The sequence below is a fragment of the Paraburkholderia ultramafica genome, assembly GCF_902859915.1.
Classification (GTDB): domain Bacteria; phylum Pseudomonadota; class Gammaproteobacteria; order Burkholderiales; family Burkholderiaceae; genus Paraburkholderia; species Paraburkholderia ultramafica.
Map to the genome: position 1 here is coordinate 218,387 of NZ_CADIKK010000007.1, position 11,994 is coordinate 230,380.

At 63.3% G+C, this 11,994-nt stretch carries 10 protein-coding genes; all 10 read left to right on the forward strand.

What is annotated here, in order from left to right:
- The first annotated feature begins 153 nt into the window (after positions 1 to 153).
- Positions 154 to 1,305: a dual-specificity RNA methyltransferase RlmN gene (rlmN, locus tag HV744_RS10210; protein WP_175149387.1), complete on the forward strand. Its 1,152-nt coding sequence runs from the start codon at positions 154 to 156 to the stop codon at positions 1,303 to 1,305.
- 217 nt (positions 1,306 to 1,522) lie between these two features.
- Entirely contained in the window at positions 1,523 to 2,626 is a 1,104-nt protein-coding gene (locus HV744_RS10215; protein ID WP_175149388.1) for a helix-turn-helix domain-containing protein, read from the forward strand.
- Positions 2,627 to 2,712: 86 nt separating this feature from the next.
- Positions 2,713 to 4,029, forward strand: a complete 1,317-nt coding sequence (ispG, locus tag HV744_RS10220) for a flavodoxin-dependent (E)-4-hydroxy-3-methylbut-2-enyl-diphosphate synthase (RefSeq protein ID WP_175149389.1) — start codon at positions 2,713 to 2,715, stop codon at positions 4,027 to 4,029.
- Between the two features lie 20 nt (positions 4,030 to 4,049).
- Positions 4,050 to 5,390, forward strand: a complete 1,341-nt coding sequence (gene hisS / locus HV744_RS10225) for a histidine--tRNA ligase (RefSeq protein WP_175149390.1) — start codon at positions 4,050 to 4,052, stop codon at positions 5,388 to 5,390.
- Positions 5,391 to 5,456: 66 nt separating this feature from the next.
- Positions 5,457 to 6,086 carry a YfgM family protein gene (locus tag HV744_RS10230; RefSeq protein WP_175149391.1) on the forward strand — a complete coding sequence of 210 codons (630 nt, stop codon included), beginning with the start codon at positions 5,457 to 5,459 and terminating at the stop codon, positions 6,084 to 6,086.
- Positions 6,087 to 6,147: 61 nt separating this feature from the next.
- Positions 6,148 to 7,293, forward strand: a complete 1,146-nt coding sequence (gene bamB / locus HV744_RS10235; RefSeq protein WP_175149392.1) for an outer membrane protein assembly factor BamB — start codon at positions 6,148 to 6,150, stop codon at positions 7,291 to 7,293.
- Between the two features lie 444 nt (positions 7,294 to 7,737).
- Positions 7,738 to 9,075 carry a ribosome biogenesis GTPase Der gene (gene der, locus HV744_RS10240; RefSeq protein WP_175149393.1) on the forward strand — a complete coding sequence of 446 codons (1,338 nt, stop codon included), beginning with the start codon at positions 7,738 to 7,740 and terminating at the stop codon, positions 9,073 to 9,075.
- Between the two features lie 142 nt (positions 9,076 to 9,217).
- Positions 9,218 to 9,454 carry an RNA chaperone Hfq gene (gene hfq, locus HV744_RS10245; protein ID WP_006051315.1) on the forward strand — a complete coding sequence of 79 codons (237 nt, stop codon included), beginning with the start codon at positions 9,218 to 9,220 and terminating at the stop codon, positions 9,452 to 9,454.
- Positions 9,455 to 9,484: 30 nt separating this feature from the next.
- Positions 9,485 to 10,699, forward strand: a complete 1,215-nt coding sequence (gene hflX, locus HV744_RS10250) for a GTPase HflX (RefSeq protein ID WP_175149394.1) — start codon at positions 9,485 to 9,487, stop codon at positions 10,697 to 10,699.
- Between the two features lie 49 nt (positions 10,700 to 10,748).
- The coding region (hflK, locus tag HV744_RS10255) for an FtsH protease activity modulator HflK (protein WP_175149395.1) at positions 10,749 to 11,994 on the forward strand (1,246 nt) is incomplete at its 3' end.

Here is an 11,994-nt window from a genome sequence, read left to right on the forward strand (position 1 = left end):
TTGCCCCGCGCGATTCGTGTAGCCGATCTGATTAGTCGCACGAATCGCCCGGCAAAGTAGTAAGGTAAAGCAGCAGAAATGGGCGCGAACGGCATTGCGTTCATGCAGGTTGCTGCATGAACGTAGTCTCGCACTGAAATGGCAGGATTCGATATGACGAGCAGTCCCACCGTCAACCTTCTCGACCTCGACGCCCAAGGGCTTGTCGCCTACTGCGACAGCCTGGGCGAGAAGCCGTTTCGCGCCAGGCAATTGCAGCGCTGGATTCACCAGTACAACGCTGCCGACTTCGACGGCATGACCGATCTCGCGAAGTCCTTGCGCGAAAAGCTCAAGGGGCGCGCCACGATCTCGATGCCCGGCATCGTCAGCGACCATATTTCGGCCGACGGCACACGCAAGTGGCTGATCGACGTCGGCAACAGCAACGCGGTTGAAACCGTGTATATCCCCGAGGAAACGCGCGGCACGCTGTGCGTGTCGTCGCAGGCCGGCTGTGCGGTCAACTGCCGTTTCTGTTCGACCGGCAAACAGGGCTTCTCCCGCAACCTCACCACCGGCGAAATCATCGGCCAGTTGCGCATGGCCGAGTTTGCGTTGCGTGCGTCGCGCGGCATAGCCGGCGGCCGCGCCACGGGTGGCGACGGCAAGGGCGAGCGGGTGGTCACGAACGTCGTGATGATGGGCATGGGCGAGCCGCTGCTCAATTACGACGCGGTCGTGCCGGCCATGCGCCTGATGCTCGACGACAACGCGTACGGCTTGTCGCGCCGGCGCGTCACGCTGTCCACCTCGGGTGTGGTGCCGATGATGGACCGGCTCGGCGCCGATCTGCCGGTGGCGCTCGCGGTCTCGCTGCATGCGCCTGGCGATCCGCTGCGCGACATGCTGGTGCCGCTGAACAAGAAGTACCCGCTGCGCGAATTGATGGCGGCTTGCCAGCGCTATCTGAAAGTCGCGCCGCGCGATTTCATTACGTTTGAATACTGCATGCTCGACGGTGTGAACGACAGCGAAGCGCAAGCGCGCGAATTGCTCGCCGTCACGCGCGACGTGCCGTGCAAGTTCAATCTGATTCCGTTCAATCCGTTCCCCGAATCGGGCCTCATCCGCTCGAAGCCGGAACAGATCAAGCGGTTTGCACAAGTGTTGATGGACGCGGGCGTCGTCACCACGGTGCGCAAAACACGCGGCGATGATATCGACGCTGCCTGCGGTCAGTTGGCCGGTGCGGTGCAGGACCGCACGCGCCTTGCTGAGCGCACCGGGAAGGCAGCGAAGGTTATCGAGGTTCGCGCCGTGTAATCGCGCGGTATGGCAGGGCGTCGGCGTTCGGCGGAAAGCTCGATGAACGCGCGAACGTCCTTCATGCCGTCGTCGATTGAAAAGAAAGTTTGCAGAAGCGATCGGAAGCGGCACACAACGCCGCGCATTTTGTTATAAACGGTCTGCGATTCGGGCGCGAGGTTTTAGCCCGTCCGGGTTGCACGAATGAAAAAGAATCGACGCGAAAGGATTTGGGATGAGTGAGCCGCAGCACCCGCAGCCGCACGACACAGACACAAACGAAGGCCATCCGGCGCCGGTCGCACGGGCGGTAGTGCAGCCTGTTGTGCAGCAGGCACTGGATTCGCTGACGGCGGTTGGCGCGCGCTTGACCCAATTGCGTGAATCGAAAGGCTGGTCGATCGAAGACGTGTCGGCGCGTCTGAAGGTGTCCGTCGCCAAATTGCGCGCGCTCGAGTCCGGGGACATCAGCCACCTGCCGGACACGACTTTCGCGCTCGGCGTGGTGCGCAGCTACGCGAAGATGCTCGGCGCCGATCCCACCCCGTTCACGCAGGCGTTGCGCCGCGAGAAGGGTGTGCCGGCGCCGGACCTGTCGATGCCGGCGTCCTCGGGCAAGGACTTGCCGCGTGGCCGGGTGTCGCTGACGCTTGGCGGCAGCGGGCAGAAGAGCCGCTCGTGGCTGTGGGGCGTTGCGGCGGTTGTCGTCGCGGTGATTGCGCTTGCTATGTGGCACACCAATGGCGGCGATTCGACCGCGTGGCTCGCGCGTCTGAAAGCGAGCGCGAACGGTGCCGCGGATAGCGCGACTGGCGCATCGGGCGCGGTGGCGCAAGCGCCGTCGGCGGGTGCAACCGCCGATGAGGGCGCGTCGGCGCCGGAAGCGCCGGCCGCAGCGGAGAACGCCGCGTCGGCTACGCCGATGCCCGCGCCGCTGGCCACGGGTACGGCGCCGTCGCCGGCACCCGCGGCCACGGCAACGGCGGCCGCTCCGAAGGCCGGCTCGCAGCCGCAGGCTGCTGCGCCCGCCGCGAACGCGCCGGCCGCTGTCGTTGCTGGCGCATCGGCGGCAGCGGTGGCGCCTGCCGCAGGTGAGGCAATCGTCGCACTGCGCGTGACGCAAGACAGCTGGTTCAGCGTGCGCGGCAAAGATGGCAAGGAAGTGTTCTCCGGCCTCGTGCACGCCGGCGATACGAAGGAAGTGACGGGTGAGGCGCCGTTCAAGATCACGGTCGGCAACCGGGCCGGTCTCGAGTCGCTGACACTCGATGGCCAGCCGGTCGATCCGGCGAAATATTCGGCAGCCAAAGGTAACGTGGCGCGCTTTGCGTTGCCTTGACAGATACGGTATGCGCCGCGGCCAACCGGTCCGCGGCGCTTTTTCAATTCAGGCGCTACGGTTTTTGTGTAGCGCATGCGGCGTAAATGGGTTTTTCGATGCAATCCGAAGCTCAATCCCAATCCAGTAGCAAGATCGTTTCTAACGAGCCGGTGTTCGGCGGGCAGGCTGCGCGGCGCAAGTCGCACGCGGTCGACGTCCGGTGGGGCGGCCAGCTCGTCACCATCGGCGGCGACGCGCCGGTGCGCGTGCAGTCGATGACCAACACGGACACGGCGGACGCGATCGGCACCGCCATCCAGATCAAGGAACTGGCGCAAGCCGGTTCGGAACTGGTGCGCATTACGGTGAACACGCCGGAAGCTGCTGCGGCCGTGCCGGCCGTACGCGAGCAGCTCGACCGCATGGGCGTGTCGGTGCCGCTGGTCGGCGATTTCCACTACAACGGCCATTTGCTGTTGCGCGACTACCCCGCGTGCGCGGAATCGCTGTCCAAGTACCGGATCAATCCGGGCAACGTCGGCCACGGCGCGAAGCGTGACACGCAGTTCGCGCAGATGATCGAAGCCGCGGTGAAGTACGACAAGCCGGTGCGTATCGGCGTCAACTGGGGCAGTCTCGATCAGGACCTGCTCGCGAAGATGATGGACGAAAACGCCGTGCGCTCCACGCCGTGGGAAGCGCAAAGCGTGATGTACGAAGCGTTGATCCAGTCGGCGATCGGCTCGGCGGAACGGGCGGTCGAACTCGGTCTCGCGCGCGACAAGATCATTCTGTCGTGCAAGGTCAGCGGTGTGCAGGATCTGATCGCCGTGTACCGCGAACTCGCGCGCCGTTGCGAATTCGCGCTGCATCTCGGTTTGACCGAAGCGGGCATGGGTTCGAAGGGGATCGTCGCGTCGACCGCGGCATTGTCCGTTCTGCTGCAACAGGGCATCGGCGACACGATCCGCATCTCGCTCACGCCGGAACCGGGTGCTTCGCGCACCGGCGAGGTGATCGTCGGCCAGGAAATCCTGCAGACCATGGGTCTGCGCTCGTTCACGCCGATGGTGATCGCGTGCCCGGGTTGCGGCCGCACTACCAGCACGCTGTTCCAGGAATTGGCGTCGCAAATCCAGACCTATCTGCGCACGCAGATGCCGGTGTGGCGCGACCAGTATCCTGGCGTCGAGAAGATGCACGTCGCGGTGATGGGCTGCATCGTCAACGGCCCGGGCGAGTCGAAGCAGGCCAACATCGGCATCAGCCTGCCGGGCTCGGGCGAGAACCCGGCCGCGCCGGTGTTCATCGACGGCGAGAAGGTCAAGACGCTGCGCGGCGAGAACATCGCGCAAGAATTCCAGCAAATCGTGAGTGACTACGTCGAGCGCCGCTATGGCCGCGCCGAAGCGCTCAACTAAACATCGGCTATCGAAGACAGATGACTGAACAGAAGAAAAAGCTCGAAAAGCTCTCCGGCGTGAAGGGCATGAATGACATCCTTCCGCAGGAAGCCGGGCTCTGGGAATTTTTCGAAACCACCGTCAAGTCGATGCTGCGTTCGTACGGATACCAGAATATTCGTACGCCGATCGTCGAACATACGCTGCTGTTCAAGCGCGGTATCGGTGAAGTGACTGACATCGTCGAGAAAGAGATGTACAGCTTCACCGACGCATTGAACGGTGAAAATCTGACGATGCGCCCCGAAAATACGGCGGCGGTGGTGCGCGCGGCGATCGAACACAACATGCTGTACGACGGCCCGAAGCGCCTCTGGTACATCGGTCCGATGTTCCGTCATGAGCGTCCGCAGCGTGGCCGTTATCGCCAGTTCCATCAGGTCGGCGTGGAAGCGCTGGGCTTTGCGGGCCCGGACGCCGATGCTGAAATCATCATGATGTGCCAGCGGCTGTGGGACGACCTCGGCCTGATGGGCATCAAGCTCGAAATCAATTCGCTGGGTCTCGCGCAAGAGCGTGCGGCGCATCGCGTCAAACTGATCGCGTACCTCGAAAAGCACATGGACGTGCTCGACGAAGAGGCGAAGCGCCGTCTCTACACGAACCCGCTGCGCGTGCTGGATACGAAGAATCCGGCGATGCAGGAAGTCGCGCAGAACGCGCCGAAGCTGATCGATTTTCTCGGCGACGAATCGCGCGCGCACTTCGAAGGTTTGCAGCGCATCCTGAAGGCGAACAACATCCCGTTCACGATCAATCCGCGTCTCGTGCGCGGTCTCGATTATTACAATCTGACCGTGTTCGAGTGGGTGACCGACAAGCTCGGCGCGCAGGGCACCGTTGCGGCGGGCGGCCGTTACGATCCGCTGATCGAGCAGCTCGGCGGCAAGCCGACGGCCGCATGCGGCTGGGCGATGGGCGTCGAGCGGATTCTCGAATTGCTCAAGGAAGAGCAGCTCGTGCCCGAAGCCGAAGGCTGCGACGTGTACGTGGTCCACCAGGGCGACGCGGCGCGCGAACAGGCCTTCATCATCGCGGAACGTCTGCGTGATACGGGCCTCGACGTGATCCTGCATTGCAGCGCCGACGGTCAGACGGCCAGCTTCAAATCGCAGATGAAGCGTGCCGACGCGAGCGGCGCGGCTTTCGCGGTGGTGCTCGGCGAAGACGAAATCGCCAACGGCACGGTCGGTGTGAAACCGCTGCGCGATACAAGTTCTGACGGCGGTAAAAGCGAGCAACATAACGTGCCCGCCGAAGACTTGACCGAATTTCTAATCAATGCGATGGTTGCAACCGCCGAAGACGGCGACGACTGATCGCGATGTCGTCGGGCCGGTTGGCTCGACACGCACAGGTATCAAGAAAGAGGAAAGCGCCGGGCAATGAGTTACCACGACGAACAAGAATCGATTGAAAGTCTGAAGACATGGTGGGCGCAGTGGGGCAATGCAACCACATGGATCGTGCTGGTGGCATTGATTGCGGCAGCCGGCTGGAACGGCTGGAATTTCTGGCAGCGGCGCCAGGCGGCGGAAGCCGCCGTGCTGTATGACCAGGTGCAGCAAGCCGTGGCATCGGGCGACAAGGCCAAAATCACGCGCGTCGCCACCGACATGGAAGACAAGTTCAGCCGCACTGCGTATGCGCAGATGACCGCGCTGGGAGCCGCCAGGGCGCTCTATGCCGCAGGCGACGAACCGGCCGCGAAGGCCCAGTTGCAATGGGCCATCGATCATGCGAAGGACGACGAGTTCAAGCAGATCGCCAAGCTGCGCATGGCCTCGCTGCTGCTCGACGACAAGGCTTACGACCAGGGTCTCGCGTTGCTCGCCGAACCGCAATCCGACGCGTTCAAGGGCATCGTGGCGAACCGCCGCGGCGACCTGCTCGCCGCTCAAGGCAAGCGCGACGATGCGCGCACCGCCTACAGGCTCGCGCTCGACTCACTGTCGAAAAACGACAGCTCGGCACGCCAGTTGATTCAATTCAAGCTGGACGCGCTGGGTGGCTGATCGCCGCGTGCAGCGATCAACCCGTCTCCTTTAATTAATTTCCTGAATGCTTCGTCCACCGATGAATCTGCTGAAACGATACGCCGTGCCCGTTATCTGTGCGATGACCGTCCTCACCATGGCGGCTTGCTCATCCACGAAAGACGAGCGCCGTGTGCCGACGCCGCTCACCGAGTTCAAACCCGTGCTCGACGTGCAGCAGGCCTGGACGGCGAGCGTGGGCAAGGCGGGCCGTTACCTGTTCTCGCCGGTCGCGGTCGGCAATGCGGTGGTCGCGGCTGGCGCGAACGGCTCGGTTGCGAAGATCGACGCGCAAACCGGTAAGGACATCTGGCGCGTCAAGCTGAGCGACGACCTGTCGGCGGGCGTCGGCAGCGACGGCACGCTCACCGCGGTCGGCGGCCTGAAGGGCGACGTCTACGTGCTCGGCGCGGACGGCAAGCAGTTGTGGACCGCCAAGGCGCCGGGCGAAATCATTTCGCCGCCACTGGTCGGCAACGGCCTCGTGGTGGTGCGTACGGTCGACGGTCAGATCGTCGCGTTCAACGCGCAAACCGGCGAGCAGAAGTGGAACTACCGCAACCGCGCTGTGCCGCTCAATCTGCGGGTGTCGTCGGGCATGACGTTCGCGGGCGACGCGGCCGTGCTGGCTGGCTTCCCGGGCGGCTCGTTTGCCGCGATCAACCTGCAAACGGGCGACAACTACTGGCAGACGCCGGTGTCGTATCCGAAGGGCGTGACGGAAGTGGAGCGCATCAACGACGTGACCGGTCCGCCCACGCTGGTCGGTTCGCAAACCTGCGCAGTGACGTTCCAGGGCCAGATTGGCTGTTTCGACGCGAACTCGGGCCGTGCGCAGTGGGCACACGCGTTCTCGAGCACGAGCGGTCTGGCGCAGGATGACCGCACCGTGGTGGCGGCCGACGACTGGTCGGTGGTGTCGGCGTTCGACGCCAACAGCGGTTCGGTGCTGTGGAAGAACGACGCGCTGAAGAATCGCGAGCTCAGCGTCCCGTTCCTGCTGGGCCGCGCCGCGGTGCTGGGCGACTTTCAGGGTTACGTGCACTTCCTGTCGGCCGCCGACGGCACGCTGGTCGCACGCGTGAAGACCGACGGCAGCGCGATTAGCGCGGCGCCGGTGCTGGCCGGCGAAACGCTGGTGGTGCAGACGCGCGACGGCGGCCTGTTCGGCTATCGCCCGCGCTGACGCGCAGGCTGATCGCCGTCACGCGCGCAGGCCGGCTTTGCCGGCCGTGTGCGCTTCTGTCGAGTCTGGTTTGAATTTTTGCTGTATCGCAAAGTAAGTAGAAGAATTCCGCCGGACTGGCTGGTCCGGCGAGTCGGATCAGAATTGGCGCGTGTGGCCCACGTGGCCATCGGTGGCTGCTTACGGCGCCACCTTCGGCGGCATCGCAAATCATCGCCCTCGAACGGGCGTGCGAGCCGCCGGGCAAGAAAGACTGAATCTGGCGGCCCATTGGCGCTGCCCATACAGCCAACCCCCCGTCCGCCCGGGTGCGCATATTGACAGCACATCCGGGGCTGGCCGAATTCGTGATAATTTTCGTCAAGCGCTGCCGTGTGGCGGCCGCATGGCGTCGCGACGCGGGCGGTCGATTTCGATCCCGCGTTTCACCGTGAACAACATCTGATGAAACCCGTTATTGCCCTCGTCGGGCGCCCCAATGTGGGGAAATCCACGCTGTTCAACCGCCTCACGCGCTCGCGTGATGCGCTGGTTGCCGACCTGCCCGGTCTCACACGCGATCGCCACTACGGCGAAGGACGCACCGGCGAGCGGCCGTACCTGGTCGTCGATACCGGCGGTTTCGAGCCGGTTGCGAAAGACGGCATCCTGCACGAGATGGCGCGTCAAACCCGCCAGGCGGTCGAGGAGTCGGACATCGTCGTGTTCATCGTCGACGGCCGCAACGGTCTCGCACCGCAGGACAAGTCGATCGCCGACTACCTGCGCAAGGTCGGCCGGCCGATCTTCCTCGTCGTCAACAAGGCGGAGGGCATGAAGTACACCACCGTCGCCGCCGACTTCTACGAACTCGGTCTCGGCGACCCGCGCGCGATTTCCGCGGCGCACGGCGACGGCGTCACTGAAATGATCAACGAGGCGCTCGGCGTCGCGTATGCCGGCCAACCGGAAGAAAGCGAAGACGAGAAAGCAGCGCGCGGCGTGAAAATCGCGATCGTCGGCCGGCCGAATGTCGGCAAGTCGACGCTGATCAACGCGCTGGTGGGCGAAGAGCGCGTGATCGCGTTCGACATGCCGGGTACCACGCGCGATTCGATCTACGTCGACTTCGAGCGCGGGGGCAAGCCGTACACACTGATCGACACGGCCGGCCTGCGCCGCCGCGGCAAGGTGTTCGAAGCGATCGAGAAATTCTCGGTGGTGAAGACGCTGCAATCGATCTCGGACGCGAACGTCGTGATCCTGCTGCTCGACGCGCGCCAGGACATCTCGGAGCAGGACGCGCACATTGCCGGCTTCGTGGTGGAGCAGGGCCGCGCGCTGGTGGTGGGCGTGAACAAGTGGGACGGTCTCGATCCGCATGTACGCGAGCGCACCAAGGCGGACCTCGAGCGCAAACTAAAATTTCTCGACTTCGCCAAGTTCCATTTCATTTCCGCTGCGGAAAAAACCGGCATTGGTCCGCTGATGCGTTCGGTCGACGACGCGTACAGCGCCGCGATGGCCAAGCTGCCGACGCCGAAGCTCACACGTGCGCTGATCGATGCGGTCGAATTCCAGCAGCCGCGCCGACGCGGTCCGGTGCGTCCGAAGCTGCGTTACGCGCACCAGGGCGGACAGAATCCGCCGATCATCGTGATTCACGGCAACGCACTCGATGCGATCACCGAAACGTACAAGCGCTACCTCGAAAACCGCTTCCGGGAAACTTTCAAGCTGACTGGGACTCCATTGCGAATAGAGTTCAGATCATCGACGAACCCTTACGCGGACAAAGGCTGAAACCCGCGTGAGTGCTGGGTTTGGGCGCGTGGCCCGAGCCCTCGCGCAAAAACGAAAATCGGCTATAGTGTAGCGGTTGACGGCGGATCTCTTTTTCTTCGTCGTCAATTCAGTCAACCTGCAAAAAAATACGGAGTTTGCTATGAGCAACAAAGGGCAATTGTTACAAGACCCGTTTTTGAACGCACTGCGTAAAGAGCACGTGCCGGTGTCGATCTACCTGGTCAACGGCATCAAGCTTCAAGGGAACATCGAATCGTTCGACCAGTACGTCGTGTTGCTCCGGAATACGGTCACCCAGATGGTCTACAAGCACGCAATCTCGACGGTCGTGCCAGCCCGTCCGGTGAATTTCCACCCGGATTCCGAACAGTCCTAACCCCCGTCGCGGCCGGCGTAGCGTCGCCCGTTGGCGATTACTCCCGGCCGCCTCATTTTGATACCCTCCAATTTGATCAATGCAGCGCTTGTCGGCATCGACTTCGGAAAGATCGATTTCGAAGCCAGTCTCGAAGAACTCAGCCTGCTCGCGCAAAGCGCGGGCGCGAATCCCTTAGTCACCCTCACCGGGCGCCGGTCCAGCCCCGACGCGAAGATGTTCGTCGGCAGCGGCAAGGCCGAAGAATTGCGTCTTGCGTGTGAGGCGAACGACATCGAACTCGTGATTTTCAATCATGCGCTGGCACCTGCGCAGCAGCGCAATCTGGAGCAGGCGCTTAATCGGCGCGTGGTCGATCGCACCAGTCTCATTCTCGATATTTTTGCGCAACGCGCCCGCAGCCACGAAGGCAAGCTGCAGGTGGAGCTCGCGCAGTTGCAGTATCTGTCGACCCGGCTGATTCGCGCGTGGACCCACCTTGAACGTCAGAAGGGCGGTATCGGCTTGCGCGGTCCCGGCGAAACGCAGCTCGAAACCGACCGCCGTTTGATCGGCGAACGCATCAAGGCGCTCAAGATACGGCTTGAAAAACTGCGTCGCCAGCACGGCACGCAGCGCCGCGCGCGCAGCCGCAACCAGACGATGTCGGTGTCGCTGGTCGGCTATACGAACGCGGGCAAGTCCACGCTTTTCAACGCGCTCACGAAAGCTCAGGCGTATGCCGCCGACCAGTTGTTCGCGACGCTGGACACGACCTCGCGGCGCGTCTATCTCGGCGACGAAGCGGGGCAGGTGGTGGTGTCCGATACGGTCGGCTTCATCCGCGAGTTGCCTCACCAACTGGTGGCGGCGTTTCGCGCCACGCTCGAAGAAACCATCCACGCCGACCTGCTGCTGCATGTGGTCGATGCGTCGAGCGCGGTGCGCCTCGATCAGATCGATCAGGTGAACGAGGTATTGCAAGCGATCGGCGCGGACACGATCCGGCAGGTGCTGGTGTTCAACAAGATCGACGCGGTGCCGGAGTTGGCGGCCCGTGGCGACGCGGTTGAGCGGGATGAGTATGGTAATATTTCGCGCGTCTTTTTGAGCGCGCGCACCGGGCAAGGGCTGGATACGTTGCGCGCTGCCATCGCTGAAATCGCTACTTCCGTACCTCTTGCCGACACGCTGATCGATCAGTCGGAAGAAGGCCGGTCGGCAGCACCGCGCGACGACCGCAAGGTTCCAGAACTCGGGCACTGACCCGTTCCAATTGCACTGACCCGCTGTCTACTCTGGTGAACGAACACAGGTGAACGATTACAACGAGCGGAGTATCTGGCTGCGCATGCGAGCCTTGCTTTCACTGAACGATCCGCGCTGGGGCCGGGGCGACGGCAATGGCGACCGGCAACGGCCGAACGATCCCAAGCGTCCGACCAGGGACGGTGAAGGTCCGCCCGATCTCGACGAGATGTGGCGTGATTTCAACCGCCGCTTGAGCCGCATCTTCGGACGCAAGGGCGGCGGTGCGGGCGGTGGCCGTCCGGACAATGGACGTGGTGCGCGCATCGGCGTGGGCATCGTGATCGGCGTGCTGATTGCGATCTATCTCGGCAGCGGCGTGTTCGTCGTGCAGGATGGCCAGGCTGCGGTCGTGATGCAGTTCGGCAAGTATCGCTACACGGCAGGGCAAGGTGTGCACTGGCGTTTGCCGTATCCGTTCGAAGCACATGAGTTCGTCAATATCGGCCAGATCCGCCAGGTCGAGATCGGCCGCAACAACGTGGTGCGTCTCGCGAATGTGAAGGACGCGTCGATGCTCACGCACGACGGTGACATCGTCGAAGTGCGCTTCGCGGTGCAGTTCCAGGTGCGCAAACCCACCGATTATCTGTTTCGCAGCGTCGATCCCGATCAGAGCGTGATGCACGCCGCGCAGGCGGCGGTGCGCGGCATTGTCGGCGCGCCCAGCACGAACGAGATCCTCGATCAGGATCGCGAAACAATGCGCCAGCAACTGATGGCGGCGATCCAGCAATCCCTCGATCAATACGAGTCCGGCCTCGCCGTGACCGGTGTGACGATTCAGAGCGTGCAGGTGCCCGACCAGGTGCAAGCCGCGTTCGACGACGCCGCCAAAGTGCATCAGGAAAACGAACGCGCGAAGCGTGATGCGCAGGCCTATGCGGCGGATCTGCTGCCGCGTGCGCAAGCCGACGTGGCGCGTCAGATCGAAGAGGCGAAAACCTATAGCGAGAAGACGGTGGCGCAGGCGCAAGGCGAGGCCGACCGCTTCAAGCAGGTCTTCGCACAGTACTCGAAAGCGCCCGCTGTGATTCGCACGCGCATGTACATGGAAACCATGCAGCAGATCTATTCGAATACGACCAAGGTGTTTGTGGACAGCAAGAACGGCAACAACGTGCTGTATCTGCCGCTCGACAAACTGGTCGAACAGAATCGCCAGCGGCTCGCCGACGCCGCTGCCGCGACGCCGGGTGCCGCGGGCGCCGGCGCGCCGCAAGCGGCGAGCGCGGCTGCGCCGTCGGGCGCTT

Bases quoted from the DNA above. Each gene is read 5' to 3' on its own strand.
- rlmN (WP_175149387.1), top strand. From the start codon at position 154: ATGACGAGCAGTCCCACCGTCAACCTTCTCGACCTCGACGCCCAAGGG.
- HV744_RS10215 (WP_175149388.1), top strand. From the start codon at position 1,523: ATGAGTGAGCCGCAGCACCCGCAGCCGCACGACACAGACACAAACGAA.
- ispG (WP_175149389.1), top strand. From the start codon at position 2,713: ATGGGTTTTTCGATGCAATCCGAAGCTCAATCCCAATCCAGTAGCAAG.
- hisS (WP_175149390.1), top strand. From the start codon at position 4,050: ATGACTGAACAGAAGAAAAAGCTCGAAAAGCTCTCCGGCGTGAAGGGC.
- HV744_RS10230 (WP_175149391.1), top strand. From the start codon at position 5,457: ATGAGTTACCACGACGAACAAGAATCGATTGAAAGTCTGAAGACATGG.
- bamB (WP_175149392.1), top strand. From the start codon at position 6,148: ATGAATCTGCTGAAACGATACGCCGTGCCCGTTATCTGTGCGATGACC.
- der (WP_175149393.1), top strand. From the start codon at position 7,738: ATGAAACCCGTTATTGCCCTCGTCGGGCGCCCCAATGTGGGGAAATCC.
- hfq (WP_006051315.1), top strand. From the start codon at position 9,218: ATGAGCAACAAAGGGCAATTGTTACAAGACCCGTTTTTGAACGCACTG.